This window comes from [Brevibacterium] flavum (assembly GCF_019317305.1).
Lineage (GTDB): Bacteria > Actinomycetota > Actinomycetes > Mycobacteriales > Mycobacteriaceae > Corynebacterium > Corynebacterium glutamicum.
Map to the genome: position 1 here is coordinate 2,273,169 of NZ_CP079240.1, position 16,115 is coordinate 2,289,283.

A 16,115-nucleotide genomic window follows, 5' to 3' on the forward strand; every position below is an offset into this window, starting at 1 on the left:
GTTTAGCTTGATATGACCCGAACACCACACATCACAAATTGAATCGGTATCCTTTGGGGTATTAGTTTCCGTTTTAACGACACGACTTGCGAGGAGTCTTAAAATAATGGCGTTCTCCGTAGAGATGCCCGAGCTGGGCGAATCAGTAACCGAAGGCACGATCACCCAGTGGTTGAAGTCTGTTGGTGACACTGTTGAGGTAGATGAGCCGTTGCTCGAGGTCTCAACTGACAAGGTCGACACCGAGATTCCCTCTCCTGTCGCCGGTGTCATCCTAGAGATTAAGGCTGAAGAGGATGACACCGTCGACGTCGGCGGTGTCATTGCAATAATCGGCGATGCTGATGAGACTCCTGCCAACGAAGCTCCTGCCGACGAGGCACCAGCTCCTGCCGAAGAGGAAGAACCAGTTAAGGAAGAGCCAAAGAAGGAGGCAGCTCCTGAAGCTCCAGCAGCAACTGGCGCCGCAACCGATGTGGAAATGCCAGAACTCGGCGAATCCGTCACCGAAGGCACCATTACCCAGTGGCTCAAGGCTGTCGGCGACACCGTCGAAGTAGACGAACCACTTCTTGAGGTCTCCACCGACAAGGTCGACACCGAAATCCCATCTCCAGTAGCAGGCACCATCGTGGAGATCCTTGCAGACGAAGACGACACCGTCGACGTCGGCGCAGTCATCGCCCGCATCGGTGACGCAAACGCAGCTGCAGCACCTGCCGAAGAGGAAGCAGCACCTGCCGAAGAGGAAGAGCCAGTTAAGGAAGAGCCAAAGAAGGAGGCAGCTCCTGAAGCTCCAGCAGCAACTGGCGCCGCAACCGATGTGGAAATGCCAGAACTCGGCGAATCCGTCACCGAAGGCACCATTACCCAGTGGCTCAAGGCTGTCGGCGACACCGTCGAAGTAGACGAACCACTTCTTGAGGTCTCCACCGACAAGGTCGACACCGAAATCCCATCTCCAGTAGCAGGCACCATCGTGGAGATCCTTGCAGACGAAGACGACACCGTCGACGTCGGCGCAGTCATCGCCCGCATCGGTGACGCAAACGCAGCTGCAGCACCTGGCGAAGAGAAAGCAGCACCTGCCGAAGAGGAAGAGCCAAAGCAGGAAGAGCCAAAGAAGGAAGAGCCAAAGAAGGAAGCAGCTACTACACCTGCTGCGGCATCCGCAACTGTGTCCGCTTCTGGCGACAACGTTCCATACGTCACCCCACTGGTGCGCAAGCTTGCTGAAAAGCACGGCGTTGACTTGAACACCGTGACCGGTACCGGTATCGGTGGCCGTATCCGCAAGCAGGATGTTTTGGCTGCTGCGAACGGCGAGGCTGCACCTGCTGAGGCTGCTGCTCCTGTTTCCGCTTGGTCCACTAAGTCTGTTGATCCTGAGAAGGCTAAGCTCCGTGGTACCACTCAGAAGGTCAACCGCATCCGTGAGATCACCGCGATGAAGACCGTCGAGGCTCTGCAGATTTCTGCTCAGCTCACCCAGCTGCACGAGGTCGATATGACTCGCGTTGCTGAGCTGCGTAAGAAGAACAAGCCCGCGTTCATCGAGAAGCACGGTGTGAACCTCACTTACCTGCCATTCTTCGTGAAGGCAGTTGTCGAGGCTTTGGTTTCCCATCCAAACGTCAACGCGTCTTACAACGCGAAGACCAAGGAGATGACCTACCACTCCTCCGTTAACCTCTCCATCGCTGTTGATACCCCAGCTGGTCTGTTGACCCCAGTCATTCACGATGCTCAGGATCTCTCCATCCCAGAGATCGCAAAGGCAATTGTTGACCTGGCTGATCGTTCACGCAACAACAAGCTGAAGCCAAACGATCTGTCCGGTGGCACCTTCACCATCACCAACATTGGTTCTGAAGGCGCACTGTCTGATACCCCAATCCTGGTTCCACCACAGGCTGGCATCTTGGGCACCGGCGCGATCGTGAAGCGTCCAGTTGTCATCACCGAGGATGGAATTGATTCCATCGCGATCCGTCAGATGGTCTTCCTGCCACTGACCTACGACCACCAGGTTGTAGATGGCGCAGATGCTGGTCGCTTCCTGACCACCATCAAGGACCGCCTTGAGACCGCTAACTTCGAAGGCGATCTGCAGCTCTAAGATCTCTGCAAGTTAAAACCGCCACTCCCCTTTCACTGGGGAGTGGCGGTTTTGTCGTTTCATGCATGCAGTGTGTGACTTATCAACCTTGTTAGGGCTAGGGTGGATATCTATCATGACTGCACCAAGAGATCCTTTTTTCCCCGCAGATCTTTCTATCCGCGCGTCTGCAGAGCCCATTGAAATTCAGCGGTTGGGTTTGATCGATTATCAAGAGGCCTGGGATTATCAAGCAGAGCTTGCTACCCGTAGGGCTAATGATGAAATCCCTGATCAGCTGCTTATTTTGGAACACCCGTCGGTGTATACCGCAGGTAAGCGCACCCAGCCGGAAGATCTTCCCACCAACGGACTGCCGGTGATCAATGCTGATCGTGGTGGTCGCATCACGTGGCATGGTCCTGGCCAATTGGTGATCTATCCGATCATCAAATTAGCCGATCCGATCGATGTGGTTGATTACGTAAGACGCCTCGAGGAAGCGCTCATCCAAGTTGTCGGCGATATGGGTGTTGCCGGCGCTGGGCGCATTGATGGGCGTTCGGGTGTGTGGGTGCCAGCTCATGATGGTTGGGTGGACAGCAAGGTTGCGGCCATCGGCATTCGAATAACTCGTGGTGTTGCAATGCACGGTGTGGCCATCAACTGCAACAACACGTTGGATTTCTATGAGCACATCATTCCGTGTGGCATTGCTGATGCAGGCTTGAGCACACTCTCGAGGGAACTGAAAAGGGACGTTTCAGTTGAGGAATTAGTCGAGCCATCGATCCGCGCATTGGATGATGCTTTGGCTGGTCGGCTGGTTGTTTCTGATCATTCTTTCGGCAGCGCGCCCGACCCAACTAAGAATCTCCCTAAACGGGGGTAGTACGAGGAATTTTGTCGGTGGGGCGCCTCGTTGAAGCGAGGTAGAGCCGATTGCAGAATCGGCGGAATGAGACGTCGAAAAGCGTTTAAGCTTTCCCTAAAAATATCACTAACTCGAAAGATGTAAGGTTGCATTTGTGACTATCGCACCTGAAGGACGACGACTGCTACGCGTCGAAGCTCGAAACTCAGAAACCCCGATTGAGACGAAGCCTCGATGGATTAGAAACCAGGTCAAAAACGGACCTGAGTATCAGGATATGAAGGAACGTGTCGCTGGCGCATCACTACACACTGTGTGTCAGGAGGCTGGCTGTCCTAATATCCATGAGTGTTGGGAATCCCGTGAGGCAACCTTCCTCATTGGTGGCGCCAACTGCTCTCGCCGCTGTGATTTCTGCATGATCAACTCGGCTCGCCCTGAGCCACTCGACCGCGGTGAGCCACTGCGTGTCGCTGAGTCTGTTCGTGAGATGCAGCTGAATTACTCCACCATCACCGGTGTTACCCGTGATGATCTGGATGATGAAGGCGCATGGCTGTACTCAGAAGTGGTTCGTAAGATCCACGAGCTGAACCCACACACCGGTGTGGAAAACCTGGTGCCTGATTTCTCCGGCAAGAAGGATCTGCTGCAGGAAGTTTTTGAATCCCGCCCAGAGGTTTTCGCTCACAACGTGGAAACTGTGCCACGTATTTTCAAGCGCATTCGCCCAGCATTCCGCTACGAGCGTTCACTTGATGTGATCCGTCAGGCTCGCGATTTCGGTCTGGTGACCAAGTCCAACCTGATTTTGGGCATGGGTGAAACCAAGGAAGAAATCACCGAGGCGCTGCAGGATCTGCACGACGCTGGCTGTGACATCATCACCATCACCCAGTACCTGCGTCCTGGTCCATTGTTCCACCCCATCGAGCGTTGGGTGAAGCCTGAGGAGTTCCTCGAGCACGCTGATGCTGCAAAGGAAATGGGCTTCGCTGCTGTTATGTCCGGCCCATTGGTTCGTTCCTCTTACCGTGCAGGCCGTCTGTACGCGCAGGCCATGGAGTTCCGTGGAGAGGAAATCCCAGCACACCTCGCGCACCTGAAGGATACTTCCGGAGGATCCACCGCCCAGGAAGCATCTACACTTCTGGAGCGTTACGGTGCTTCCGAAGACACCCCAGTGGTGTCCTTCAACTAAGCCCGAAGTTTTCTTAACCGCCGCATTCGATCACCAAATGTGGCGGTTTTGCGTCGAAAAGCGTGCTCTTTCTACACCTCTTTGAGGTTCATTTTCGCGGTTTCCTCACAATCGCCTATTGTTAAGTACATGGCAGACGCGAAAAAGCAGGCGGATAAAGCCGCCAAGAAGCAGGTAAGAGCAGCCAAGAAGGCACAGCGCAAGGAGACTCGCTCACAAATGTGGCAGGTCTTCAACATGCAACGCAAGCAGGATAAGGCTCTTATTCCGCTTCTGTTGCTCGCTATTCTTGGTATCCCGCTGGTCCTTTTCCTCATCGGTTTGATTTGGGGTGGTCAGTGGTGGATGCTTCCGATCGGCATTGCTGCGGGTGTTGTAGCTGCAATGTTTATTTTCACCCGTCGCGTTGAGCGTGACGTGTACAAGCGCGCCGAAGGTCAGCAGGGTGCTGCTGGTTGGGCTGTGGAGAACCTCCGCTCTGGCGTGGGCATGACCTGGCGCACCAAGACCGCTGTTGCAGTGACCACTCAGATGGATGCAGTGCACCGCGTCATTGGTCTGTGTGGTGTTGTGCTGGTCGGCGAGGGCTCCCCTCACCGCCTGAAGCCAATGCTTGCGCAGCAAAAGAAGCGCCTGAACCGCGTGGCACCTGGTGTTCCAGTGTATGAAATCATCACGGGCAACGGCGAAGGCCAAACCCCTATCGCGAAGCTGCAGCGTGAACTGGTCAAGCTGCCTCGCAACTACAAGAAGAACGACGTCGCTGCCCTGGCCGCTCGCATTGAGGCTATGGACAATGTCGGAAACGCTCCTGGCGGATCTTTGCCTAAGGGGCCACTGCCAAAGGGCGCAAGCATGTCCGGTATGAACCGCCGCGCTCGCCGACAGGCTGAACGCAAGGGCGAGGCTTAAAGCCTTTTCGCTTTCGCGTCGGCGCCGAAGTTTTTTAAAAGCCGCACTTCACCAACTTGGGTGTGGTGCGGTTTTTGCGTGCTCTGGTTTTGGGACTGGTTTTGGGAACGTGCCCAGTTCCACATCAAATAACGCTGAGGTCGTACTTAATCTATGAGATCATGAATGGGTGAGCTTCCTTGTAGAAAATCAATTACTCGCGTTGGTTGTCATCATGACGGTCGGACTATTGCTCGGCCGCATCAAAATTTTCGGGTTCCGTCTCGGCGTCGCCGCTGTACTGTTTGTAGGTCTAGCGCTATCCACCATTGAGCCGGATATTTCCGTCCCATCCCTCATTTACGTGGTTGGACTGTCGCTTTTTGTCTACACGATCGGTCTGGAAGCCGGCCCTGGATTCTTCACCTCCATGAAAACCACTGGTCTGCGCAACAACGCACTGACCTTGGGCGCCATCATCGCCACCACGGCACTCGCATGGGCACTCATCACAGTTTTGAACATCGATGCCGCCTCCGGCGCCGGCATGCTCACCGGCGCGCTCACCAACACCCCAGCCATGGCCGCGGTTGTTGACGCACTTCCTTCGCTTATCGACGACACCGGCCAGCTTCACCTCATCGCCGAGCTGCCCGTCGTCGCATATTCCTTGGCATACCCCCTCGGTGTGCTCATCGTTATTCTCTCCATCGCCATCTTCAGCTCTGTGTTCAAAGTCGACCACAACAAAGAAGCCGAAGAAGCGGGCGTTGCGGTCCAGGAACTCAAAGGCCGTCGCATCCGCGTCACCGTCGCTGATCTTCCAGCCCTGGAGAACATCCCAGAGCTGCTCAACCTCCACGTCATTGTGTCCCGAGTGGAACGAGACGGTGAGCAATTCATCCCGCTTTATGGCGAACACGCACGCATCGGCGATGTCTTAACAGTGGTGGGTGCCGATGAAGAACTCAACCGCGCGGAAAAAGCCATCGGTGAACTCATCGACGGCGACCCCTACAGCAATGTGGAACTTGATTACCGACGCATCTTCGTCTCAAACACAGCAGTCGTGGGCACTCCCCTATCCAAGCTCCAGCCACTGTTTAAAGACATGCTGATCACCCGCATCAGGCGCGGCGACACAGATTTGGTGGCCTCCTCCGACATGACTTTGCAGCTCGGTGACCGTGTCCGCGTTGTCGCACCAGCAGAAAAACTCCGCGAAGCAACCCAATTGCTCGGCGATTCCTACAAGAAACTCTCCGATTTCAACCTGCTCCCACTCGCTGCCGGCCTCATGATCGGTGTGCTTGTCGGCATGGTGGAGTTCCCACTACCAGGTGGAAGCTCCCTGAAACTGGGTAACGCAGGTGGACCGCTAGTTGTTGCGCTGCTGCTCGGCATGATCAATCGCACAGGCAAGTTCGTCTGGCAAATCCCCTACGGAGCAAACCTTGCCCTTCGCCAACTGGGCATCACACTATTTTTGGCTGCCATCGGTACCTCAGCGGGCGCAGGATTTCGATCAGCGATCAGCGACCCCCAATCACTCACCATCATCGGCTTCGGTGCGCTGCTCACTTTGTTCATCTCCATCACGGTGCTGTTCGTTGGCCACAAACTGATGAAAATCCCCTTCGGTGAAACCGCTGGCATCCTCGCCGGTACGCAAACCCACCCTGCTGTGCTGAGTTATGTGTCAGATGCCTCCCGCAACGAGCTCCCTGCCATGGGTTATACCTCTGTGTATCCGCTGGCGATGATCGCAAAGATCCTGGCCGCCCAAACGTTGTTGTTCCTACTTATCTAGCATTGACCCCTTAAGCGCAGAAGGCGATTTAAGGGGTTGGGTTTTCCCGATGACTAGTTGGTCCAGATCGTGTATTTGAGGCCCTTAGGGGCGATTCTGGGGCTGATGTTTTTGTGTCCATTGGGGCTGGTGTGAATACTGAGGAGTTGCTGCAAGATTGCTGTTCAACTTCTCGGCATAGATCGCCGAGATACCCCTAAATCGAACGAATTTTTGCATAATAGGGACTACTTGGAGCCAATACTCGATTAGGATCAGCGATTCAGCTCTGTGCGGGGACGAAAATTTGCAACTCTCGCTTTGTCTAGCTAGATCAACCCCAACCAAGCACGAAGGGCGTCGATCCCCGCAAAGATCGGCGCCCATAAATTTCACTCAAGACAAATTACCCGCGGATAACTGCAGTTCCCGTTGCCTTGTCGTGGAGCCCACGGCCGTCAGCATCCACCATCACGGCAGGCAGAATCAAAATGGTCAGCAGTGGACGAACCAGCGCACGCCACCAACCCACACGCTCCTCTGCATCCACACGCGCAAGGCCCATGCCAAACACGGCATGACCTGGGGTGCGAGCAAAGATCCATCCCGTTAGCCAACCCAGGATCACGAAAATAATGAGCGTGGATGTCGCTACATCGCCCAGCACATCCGTGAAATTGGACAGCACAATAGCAATAACCCAGGAAACACCCCAGTCCACGCAGACCCCGCCGATACGACGAGCCACTGAGGACAGAGAGCCGGCCCCTTCTTGAGGAAGCCCCAACTTTTCGCCAGGCCACCTGCCGGGCGCATCAGGATCGTCAAAATCAGCTGGAATTTCGGGTCCGTCAAGCCAACTTCTCTTCGGCTTTGCCATTGTTACAATCAAATCCAAACATGTAGAGGGCGGATACTGCAGTCAAAAGGCGTTGCCTTTAGACGTCGCAAAGCGCAATTTCCTACCTTTAAGATCCTAATCTGTTGAGGTCAGCCACAATTTTTCAGAAAAGTTTTGATAGATCGACAGGTAATGCTTTATACTGACAACGTCGCAAGGACTACATTTGCAGCCAAGTCTACTACTTGATCTTCAAAGGTCAGCAATTGTGAACAAAGCTACAAATAAACCGTTCCACCCATGTCAATGAGGAGTCACCGTGGCGTTTGAAACCCCGGAAGAAATTGTCAAGTTCATCAAGGATGAAAACGTCGAGTTCGTTGACGTTCGATTCACCGACCTTCCCGGCACCGAGCAGCACTTCAGCATCCCAGCTGCCAGCTTCGATGCAGATACAGTCGAAGAAGGTCTCGCATTCGACGGATCCTCGATCCGTGGCTTCACCACGATCGACGAATCTGACATGAATCTCCTGCCAGACCTCGGAACGGCCACCCTTGATCCATTCCGCAAGGCAAAGACCCTGAACGTTAAGTTCTTCGTTCACGATCCTTTCACCCGCGAGGCATTCTCCCGCGACCCACGCAACGTAGCACGCAAGGCAGAGCAGTACCTGGCATCCACCGGCATTGCAGACACCTGCAACTTCGGCGCCGAGGCTGAGTTCTACCTCTTCGACTCCGTTCGCTACTCCACCGAGATGAACTCCGGCTTCTACGAAGTAGATACCGAAGAAGGCTGGTGGAACCGTGGCAAGGAAACCAACCTCGACGGAACCCCAAACCTGGGCGCAAAGAACCGCGTCAAGGGTGGCTACTTCCCAGTAGCACCATACGACCAAACCGTTGACGTGCGCGATGACATGGTTCGCAACCTCGCAGCTTCCGGCTTCGCTCTTGAGCGTTTCCACCACGAAGTCGGTGGCGGACAGCAGGAAATCAACTACCGCTTCAACACCATGCTCCACGCGGCAGATGATATCCAGACCTTCAAGTACATCATCAAGAACACCGCTCGCCTCCACGGCAAGGCTGCAACCTTCATGCCTAAGCCACTGGCTGGCGACAACGGTTCCGGCATGCACGCTCACCAGTCCCTCTGGAAGGACGGCAAGCCACTCTTCCACGATGAGTCCGGCTACGCAGGCCTGTCCGACATCGCCCGCTACTACATCGGCGGCATCCTGCACCACGCAGGCGCTGTTCTGGCGTTCACCAACGCAACCCTGAACTCCTACCACCGTCTGGTTCCAGGCTTCGAGGCTCCAATCAACCTGGTGTACTCACAGCGCAACCGTTCCGCTGCTGTCCGTATCCCAATCACCGGATCCAACCCAAAGGCAAAGCGCATCGAATTCCGCGCTCCAGACCCATCAGGCAACCCATACCTGGGCTTCGCAGCGATGATGATGGCCGGCCTCGACGGCATCAAGAACCGCATCGAGCCACACGCTCCAGTGGACAAGGACCTCTACGAACTGCCACCAGAGGAAGCTGCATCCATTCCACAGGCACCAACCTCCCTGGAAGCATCCCTGAAGGCACTGCAGGAAGACACCGACTTCCTCACCGAGTCTGACGTCTTCACCGAGGATCTCATCGAGGCGTACATCCAGTACAAGTACGACAACGAGATCTCCCCAGTTCGCCTGCGCCCAACCCCGCAGGAATTCGAATTGTACTTCGACTGCTAATTCACTTAGCTAGCCGATAGCGGAAACCCCCTGAAATTCTTCATTGAATTTCAGGGGGTTTCTTTTTTTACATTCCACCTAAAAGGAAAGCGCCGGATCCTCCATCATGGTGGATCCGGCGCTTTTATCTATTTGTTTTTGGGCTAGATGCCGATCAGTTCAGATGCAACTACATCGGACAGTGAGACGGTTCCGTGTGGTTCGCCGCGGAACAGGAGAAGGTGCTCAGCGTTGATAATTACTTCCAACTGGCGTTCCAGGGTGAATGTCTCCCAGACCTTCATTTCATTTGGGCGAATTCGTAATCCCATTTCCTTCTCCTTTCGAAACTGTTTCGAACCAAAAAGTTTGTGGTTCAAATCACTTTATTTGCTTCTTGCGTTACACATCATCTTAGGGGGTAGTTTCCTAAATAACTAAGCGAGGGGCGCAAATCACTACATATCAACCCCGAAAAATACCCCTGATCAGGTGAGATGTGAGGGTTTGCTCATGTTTCAAACCCAAATCGCACAAACAAAAACAAACATAACGGGGGTACTGTTTCCTTTTCGATAGCAAAAAAGCCACCCTCAATCCGAACAACATCGGATCGAAAGTGGCTTGGAAAGACGTGAAACACTAGAAGTGGACGTCGAAAAGCATTTTTAAGCTTGTAGCTCCGCGCTCACGCTGCGGTAGTGCTCCTCGTCGACCGGCTCCTCCCAATCGACGGTCTCGCCGTCGATGCCTTTGAGGTTAACCACCACGTGGAACATCGGTGCACCAGACACGGCGCCGTGCCAGTGGCGAACCCCGGCGGCTGCGAAAACAACATCGCCAGGCTCCAGGAGTCGAGCAGGCTCCCCCTCCGCCTCATAAATGCCCAAGCCCGACAGCACAATTATGTTTTGACCGACTGGGTGAGTGTGCCAATTGGTGCGACCGCCTGCCTCAAAAGACACGTTCACAGTCTCAATCTGCACGTTGTCATCAAGCTTGGCCATATGGACCTCGCCAGAAAACCACTGTGCAGGCGCTGGATTACCTAACGGAAATTCAATACTCATCGTGCATTCCTTTTCTCATATCCCATGCGGGGCTTATAACCTTGCGGATGCTTCAACTGTGCCACCGCATCAGCGATGACCATGCGGAAACGCTGATTAGTGACAGGCATCTTAGAAATCGGGAACCATGCAACATCCACGTTCTCGTCATCGCCGACGTGAGGCTCATCGGAATCACCAGAAACAACGCAACGCATGGTCGTATCCATGTAGCTCGCCACATCACCATTTTGATAGGTCACAGGCCCCACCGCGCCCACGCCAAGCAACGCCTCAACGCTGACATCAAGGCCGGTTTCCTCCTTGACTTCACGCACCGCAGTCACATGAGGCTGCTCATCCGGATCACAAATACCGGTCGGTGGAGTCCACTCACCAGTATCAGCGCGCTTGACCAACAACACATCCGGAACCACATGGAAAGGAGACCCCGGAGGAACATCACGAATAACAACCGCAGTTACAGCCGGCAACCACAACGGATCCTGACCGACCTTCTCCCGCAAACTAACAATGAACTCTGGAACCGCCATGCAGCAAAACCTCTCCAATTGGTAATCTTTGACTCCCAGGTTACGCCAGCCCTGCGACACCACCATCTAGGGTTAGAGTATGGCCTTCAACAAAGCGTACGATGCACTTCGCGCCCCTCAAATCACCCTCGGACTCATGACGCCAAACGGCCCTGAACTAGGGCGCAGTGAAATGGTTCCAACCGAAAATAGCATCGAACTAGCCATACAAGCGGAAGCTCAAGGATTCAGAGGCATGTGGGTTCGAGACGTTCCGCTCGCAGTTCCTCAAGGAATCACTGTTGCCGATGAACAGGCTACGTATTTAGATGATCCATTCTTAATGCTCGGTGCGATGGCCTCTGTGACCTCTACAATCGCGCTGGGCACTGCAGCGACCGTGCTTCCACTCAGACATCCGCTACATGTGGCGAAATCCGCGCTCACCCTTGATCGACTCAGCCACGGACGTTTCGTTTTAGGCATCGGCTCTGGCGACAGGCCTGAAGAATTCGAGATTTTTGGCAAAAGCTTAGACAATCGACGCGCTGATATTCAGTCTGGGTGGGCAATTTTGCGTGCAGCTTTGTCGCCGGATCCTGCGATGCGGGCCGACCTTGAATTTGCGCCAACCACGCCACCTGAAGCTCAGATCCCCATGATCGCTGTAGGTTCTGCCCGACAAACAGTGCAATGGATCGCCCGAAACGCCGACGGATGGGCAACCTACTACCGCCCCGCTGAAGCTCAAGTCGGACGCCTCGATCTCTGGGACAAAGCCCGTGGTGGCACCCGCCCCTTGTTGATTTCCTCCATGGGGCTCAACCTCACCGAAGGAAACACCCACAAAGAAATCACTCTGGGCGTAGAGGTAGGCAGCCAGGAACTCATCGAACACCTCCACCGCCTTTCGGAACTTGGCATCGACCACGTCATCTTCAACATCCAGCGTCGACCAGCAAGCGAAGTACTGACCCAGATTTACGAAGAAGTGCTCCCCCACCTCTAAAATGCCTGTTCCGGCGCTTCCCTTCGGGGAAACAGCTATGGTTGGCCACATGTCGAATGATCACCCATACTCCCCCGCAAAACGCGTCGGAAATTTCATCTTCGTCTCCGGCGCTCTTTCAGTAGACAAGGACTACCAACCAGTCGTCGGTCGTAAAGAAGCAGTTGATGCAGCACTTGAACGCATGCGTGAACGCCTCGCCACCGCTGGTGGTGAACTCAAAGACGTTGTGAAACTCACTTACTTTGTCACCGACATCAGCCTGCGCGAAGAATGCAACGAGCAATTCCGAGAGCATTTCCTCGAAGGCCGCCCGGCACGCTCTTTCGTGGGTGCATCATCGCTTCCTTATGGTGCAACTGTGGAAATTGATGCGATTGCGATGATCGAGGACTAACCAGAGCATTTTTCGCACAACTCGGGCCCACGATTCTTATGCTCAGGGGTCGCAGACACTTCCATTTGGCGCGATCCGTGTCGTTCAAGGGACTCGCTCGCACCGACAAGAGGGAAACCAGACCGGCGTGACAAAAATCTGAGATGTTGTTAGATTTTGTCACGCCTGTCCGGTTTACCCCTCGATAAACCGGACACACGTGCCAAAACTTCAGGTTTTTAGCCAATCTTGTCACGCCTGTCTGGTTCCCATCAGTTCAGCGGAAATTCGACCTCCAACTCCGAAAAACTTGCCCTCCCAGAATCGCTTCTAACGGCTTGACTGTGACCCCTCCATGCAAACACCCGTTCTAAGAATTGGAGGCCTTAAAACGCCACTCAATGCGAAAGGCCTGGTTCCATCCCATAAAGAGAGGAATCAGGCCTTGGCGTAAAGCAAGTTACTTCACGAAAGTGTTTGCAATCGCATCGACGATGTACTGCTTAACTGCATCGGTGTCGTTTGGTAGGTCGGAAACCTTGAATGGAGCATCCATGATCGCGGCGAAACGCTCTGGAGTTTGAGGTGCTTCACCAATTGCTTCGACGATGGTGTCGGCAAATTTCACTGGGAGTGCAGTTTCTAAGACGATAATTGGGGTGTTGACCTCGTCCCTCCACTGGCGTGCGACGTGAACGCCGTCGGCGGTGTGGGGATCGATTAGTACGTCGAGGCGGGAATGCACGTCAGCGATGGTTGCCACACGGTCAGCGTGGGTGGATCGTCCGGAGGCGAAACCGTATTCTGCTGCAGCCTTTTCAAAGTTGGCGTCATCAGCCAGTGAGAATCCGCCTTGGCGAACCTGGGTACCAAATAGATCGTTGACGCGGGTGGCGTCGCGGCCGAGCAGGTCGAAGATGAAACGCTCGAAGTTGGAGGCGCGGGAGATATCCATCGAAGGTGAGGAGGTCTCGTGGGTGTCTGCGGAGCTGCGGACTCGGTAGTCGCCGGTACGGAAGAACTCGTCGAGCACATCGTTTTCGTTGGTGGCCACGATGAGGCGATCGATGGGAAGTCCCATTTGGCGGGCGATGTGGCCTGCGCAAATGTCACCGAAGTTGCCGGTTGGTACGGAGAAGCTGACCTTTTGGTCATTGCTGGTTGTGGTGCGGATCCATGAGGAAACGTAGTACACAACCTGTGCCATAAGGCGTGCCCAGTTGATGGAGTTCACGGCACCGATGCGGTTGTCTTTTTTGAATTCCGCGTCGGCGGAGACAGCCTTGACTACGTCTTGGCAATCGTCGAAAACGCCGTCGAGGGCGATGTTGAAGATGTTTGGATCGTCAAGGCCAAACATCTGTGCTTGCTGGAATGGGGTCATGCGGCCAGCTGGGGTCAGCATGAATACGCGGATTCCCTCGCGGCCGCGCATGGCGTATTCCGCAGAGGAGCCGGTATCGCCAGAGGTAGCGCCCAGGATGTTGATGGTTTCGTTGCGGCGGCGAAGCTCGTATTCGAAAAGTTCGCCGAGCAGCTGCATGGCCATGTCTTTGAATGCAGCGGTTGGGCCTTCGGAAAGGTGGCCTAGGTAAATGTTGTCCTCGAGTTCGGTGACAGGAACGATGTCTTCGCTGTTGAACTTCGGGTAGGTGTAGGCGCGTGCGGTGATCGCCTTGATGTCTTCTACTGGGATGTCATCAACAAACAGGGAGATAACTTCAGCAGCCAAAGCTGCGTATCCTTCGTTGGCTAATACCTCACGCCATTTACTCAGCTGGGCATCATCTAGTTGAGGGTAGGTTGCAGGCAGGTATAGGCCGCCGTCTGGTGCTAGACCGCCCAGCAAAATATCACTGAAGCGGGCAGGGGTACGGCTGGCATCACGCGTCGAAATGTAGTCCACGGATATAACCCTATCCCAAGGGGTGACACAATACTCCCCCACACCGTCTCAAATATGTTGAAAAAGGTGACTTCGCCCACGCGATACCCTAAAGTGTTGCTGATCACTTTCAATTGTCGGTTTTAGGATGTGCTTTAAAGATGACAGCTCCCGATTACCCCAGCTTCTCGAATCTCGAGGACAACAACAAGAAGAATCTCACCGCAGTTGAAATCCTTAATCCAGCGCCGGTGTCCAAGTGGAACCTGTATGTTCTCATTGGTTGTTCGGTGCTCGCGGTCGGGCTGGTGCTGCTCGGGCCGTGGCTTTACCCCTACGTTGAGGCACACATCGACGGTTTCTGGGCTCAATTCCAGTAGGTCTCCATAACGGGTGATTTCATTCGGTCGATCGAACAATTATCTAAATGATCACACTTGGTCATGGATTGGGAATCAAAGTTCCCATATTTTCCTGTAAGAGGGCTACCCTGATCCTCTGTGAAGAACAATGATCAACGGCCTTCGCCAAGACCGCATCCCAGAGAGAAAGTAACTACCCGCGCCCTCATAGTTTGGGCAGCAGCCTGTCTTGTGTATATGGCAGCCATTACCAGCCGCACCAGCTTTGGTGTGGCTGGAGTGGAGGCCATTGATCGTTTTCAGGTAGACGCCACACGCATTGCAGTATTCACTTCTGTTCAGGTTGGTGTGTACGCGTTTGCTCAGATTCCGATGGGCATTTTGATCGATAAGTTTGGTCCTCGGAAGCTCCTTGCCATTGGTGCTTTGGTGATGGGTATCGGCCAGCTCATTTTGGGCTTTACGGATAGCTATTCCATCGCGATTATTGCCCGCGTGTTTATCGGCGCCGGCGATGCATCGATCTTCCTTTCGGTTATGCGCATCCTGCCGTTTTGGTTCCCACTGAAGCACACCCCTATTTTCACGCAGTTAACTACCTGCCTTGGCCAGTTGGGCCAGTTCTTTTCTGCGGTGCCTTTCATGGCGTTGTTGGGTGCGCAGGGTTGGACTGTGGCGTTTGTCAGCCTTGGTTCCGTGGTGGCACTCATTGCGATCGCAGCGCTGGTGGCCGTTCGGGATACTCCAGATCCTCAGCCAAAACCTGTCGAATCAGCTCAGGACGCAGATAAACCAAGCCTGCGCGCGAGTTTGAAGTTGATTGTCCGCAATCCGATTACGTGGCAGGGTTTCTTCATTCACTACGTATTGATGGTGTGGCAGACCGTGTTCTCCATGATGTGGGGCGTCCCGCTGATGACTTTGGGCATGGGACTGTCTGCAACGACGGCTGGTTTGGTGTTGAGCATCAACACGCTGTGCATGGTGGTATCGGCGCCAATCATCGGAATAATTTCCGCACGCCTTGGGTATCGCCGTGACGTGGTCGCCATTGCGCTGTCGTTTGTTCAGTCCGCAGTATGGCTGGTGTTCTTGGCCTCCGATGCACCTCGTGGATTGATGGCTATCATCTTGGTCAACATCGTCATGGGTCTGACTACTGCGGCTTCTGGTTATGGCTTTGACACCATTCGTGAGCGCCTAGATCGCAAGATTTTGGCTGCGGGCACGGGACTGGCAAACATGGGTGGATTCTTGTCATCGATGGTTGCAGCGCAGGTTATGGGGTTCCTTCTTGATCACAGCGCGCATGGTAGTACCTATACTTGGGTGGACTTCCGTTTTGGTTTCCTTGCGATTCTTGTCACATGGGCCGTCGGAGTCACGGGATTTGTTGCAGCCCGACTCAAGGGTGGACCGGGCCGCAGATTACTCGCCCAGATTAGGTCTACCAAGGACATTTAAAGATCGGGTAA

Annotated in this window: 15 protein-coding genes; 10 read left to right on the forward strand and 5 right to left on the reverse strand. The window is 54.3% G+C overall.

Annotation, left to right across the window (positions count from 1 at the left end; translation table 11 throughout):
• Positions 1-106 precede the first annotated feature (106 nt).
• The 5 genes from sucB to sucE all read left to right on the forward strand — a co-directional run bounded on the left by sucB (position 107) and on the right by sucE (position 6,874).
• Positions 107-2,119, forward strand: coding sequence for a 2-oxoglutarate dehydrogenase, E2 component, dihydrolipoamide succinyltransferase (sucB, locus tag KW808_RS10975; protein WP_034983836.1), 2,013 nt, complete (start codon positions 107-109; stop codon positions 2,117-2,119).
• 115 nt (positions 2,120-2,234) lie between these two features.
• Positions 2,235-2,990 carry a lipoyl(octanoyl) transferase LipB gene (gene lipB, locus KW808_RS10980; protein ID WP_003856633.1) on the forward strand — a complete coding sequence of 252 codons (756 nt, stop codon included), beginning with the start codon at positions 2,235-2,237 and terminating at the stop codon, positions 2,988-2,990.
• Positions 2,991-3,126: 136 nt separating this feature from the next.
• Entirely contained in the window at positions 3,127-4,173 is a 1,047-nt protein-coding gene (gene lipA, locus KW808_RS10985) for a lipoyl synthase (protein ID WP_003856634.1), read from the forward strand.
• Positions 4,174-4,302: 129 nt separating this feature from the next.
• Positions 4,303-5,085, forward strand: coding sequence for a DUF4191 domain-containing protein (locus tag KW808_RS10990; protein WP_003859641.1), 783 nt, complete (start codon positions 4,303-4,305; stop codon positions 5,083-5,085).
• A 169-nt stretch (positions 5,086-5,254) separates the two neighbouring features.
• The gene (sucE, locus tag KW808_RS10995; RefSeq protein WP_003859640.1) at positions 5,255-6,874 is read left to right on the forward strand and encodes a succinate exporter SucE; all 1,620 of its coding nucleotides are present in this window, start codon (positions 5,255-5,257) and stop codon (positions 6,872-6,874) included.
• 385 nt (positions 6,875-7,259) lie between these two features.
• On the opposite strand, the gene KW808_RS11000 is transcribed toward sucE, so the two are convergent.
• The gene (locus KW808_RS11000; RefSeq protein ID WP_003856936.1) at positions 7,260-7,733 is read right to left on the reverse strand and encodes an RDD family protein; all 474 of its coding nucleotides are present in this window, start codon (positions 7,731-7,733) and stop codon (positions 7,260-7,262) included.
• Positions 7,734-8,013: 280 nt separating this feature from the next.
• On the opposite strand from KW808_RS11000, the gene glnA reads away from it, so the two are divergent.
• Positions 8,014-9,447: a type I glutamate--ammonia ligase gene (glnA, locus tag KW808_RS11005; protein WP_003859638.1), complete on the forward strand. Its 1,434-nt coding sequence runs from the start codon at positions 8,014-8,016 to the stop codon at positions 9,445-9,447.
• A gap of 143 nt (positions 9,448-9,590) precedes the next feature.
• Here the strand turns inward: glnA and KW808_RS11010 are convergent, their stop codons facing one another.
• The 3 genes from KW808_RS11010 to KW808_RS11020 form a co-directional block, all read right to left on the reverse strand.
• Positions 9,591-9,758 (reverse strand): hypothetical protein, encoded by a 168-nt coding sequence (locus KW808_RS11010; RefSeq protein WP_003859637.1) that lies wholly within the window; start codon positions 9,756-9,758, stop codon positions 9,591-9,593.
• 336 nt (positions 9,759-10,094) lie between these two features.
• Positions 10,095-10,496 (reverse strand): cupin domain-containing protein, encoded by a 402-nt coding sequence (locus KW808_RS11015; RefSeq protein ID WP_003859636.1) that lies wholly within the window; start codon positions 10,494-10,496, stop codon positions 10,095-10,097.
• Positions 10,493-11,029 (reverse strand): NUDIX hydrolase, encoded by a 537-nt coding sequence (locus tag KW808_RS11020; RefSeq protein ID WP_003859635.1) that lies wholly within the window; start codon positions 11,027-11,029, stop codon positions 10,493-10,495. The genes KW808_RS11015 and KW808_RS11020 overlap by 4 nt, the downstream gene beginning before the upstream one ends.
• A 79-nt stretch (positions 11,030-11,108) precedes the next feature.
• Here KW808_RS11020 and KW808_RS11025 point away from each other — a divergent pair, with 79 nt between their 5' ends.
• Both KW808_RS11025 and KW808_RS11030 read left to right on the forward strand, forming a co-directional pair.
• Positions 11,109-12,017, forward strand: a complete 909-nt coding sequence (locus KW808_RS11025) for a TIGR03571 family LLM class oxidoreductase (RefSeq protein WP_003859633.1) — start codon at positions 11,109-11,111, stop codon at positions 12,015-12,017.
• A gap of 1 nt (position 12,018) precedes the next feature.
• The gene (locus tag KW808_RS11030; protein WP_003859631.1) at positions 12,019-12,414 is read left to right on the forward strand and encodes a RidA family protein; all 396 of its coding nucleotides are present in this window, start codon (positions 12,019-12,021) and stop codon (positions 12,412-12,414) included.
• A 439-nt stretch (positions 12,415-12,853) separates the two neighbouring features.
• On the opposite strand, the gene thrC is transcribed toward KW808_RS11030, so the two are convergent.
• Positions 12,854-14,299 carry a threonine synthase gene (gene thrC / locus KW808_RS11035; protein WP_003859629.1) on the reverse strand — a complete coding sequence of 482 codons (1,446 nt, stop codon included), beginning with the start codon at positions 14,297-14,299 and terminating at the stop codon, positions 12,854-12,856.
• Positions 14,300-14,439: 140 nt separating this feature from the next.
• Here thrC and KW808_RS11040 point away from each other — a divergent pair, with 140 nt between their 5' ends.
• Positions 14,440-14,658, forward strand: a complete 219-nt coding sequence (locus KW808_RS11040; protein WP_003856951.1) for a hypothetical protein — start codon at positions 14,440-14,442, stop codon at positions 14,656-14,658.
• A 120-nt stretch (positions 14,659-14,778) separates the two neighbouring features.
• Positions 14,779-16,104, forward strand: a complete 1,326-nt coding sequence (locus KW808_RS11045; RefSeq protein ID WP_040072850.1) for an MFS transporter — start codon at positions 14,779-14,781, stop codon at positions 16,102-16,104.
• Positions 16,105-16,115: the final 11 nt, after the last annotated feature.

Coding starts and splice junctions, on each gene's coding strand:
- KW808_RS11040 (WP_003856951.1), top strand. CDS start 14,440: ATGACAGCTCCCGATTACCCCAGCTTCTCGAATCTCGAGGACAACAAC.
- sucB (WP_034983836.1), top strand. CDS start 107: ATGGCGTTCTCCGTAGAGATGCCCGAGCTGGGCGAATCAGTAACCGAA.
- KW808_RS11020 (WP_003859635.1), bottom strand. CDS start 11,029: ATGGCGGTTCCAGAGTTCATTGTTAGTTTGCGGGAGAAGGTCGGTCAG.
- lipB (WP_003856633.1), top strand. CDS start 2,235: ATGACTGCACCAAGAGATCCTTTTTTCCCCGCAGATCTTTCTATCCGC.
- KW808_RS11025 (WP_003859633.1), top strand. CDS start 11,109: ATGGCCTTCAACAAAGCGTACGATGCACTTCGCGCCCCTCAAATCACC.
- KW808_RS10990 (WP_003859641.1), top strand. CDS start 4,303: ATGGCAGACGCGAAAAAGCAGGCGGATAAAGCCGCCAAGAAGCAGGTA.
- KW808_RS11000 (WP_003856936.1), bottom strand. CDS start 7,733: ATGGCAAAGCCGAAGAGAAGTTGGCTTGACGGACCCGAAATTCCAGCT.
- KW808_RS11010 (WP_003859637.1), bottom strand. CDS start 9,758: ATGGGATTACGAATTCGCCCAAATGAAATGAAGGTCTGGGAGACATTC.
- KW808_RS11015 (WP_003859636.1), bottom strand. CDS start 10,496: ATGAGTATTGAATTTCCGTTAGGTAATCCAGCGCCTGCACAGTGGTTT.
- KW808_RS11030 (WP_003859631.1), top strand. CDS start 12,019: ATGCCTGTTCCGGCGCTTCCCTTCGGGGAAACAGCTATGGTTGGCCAC.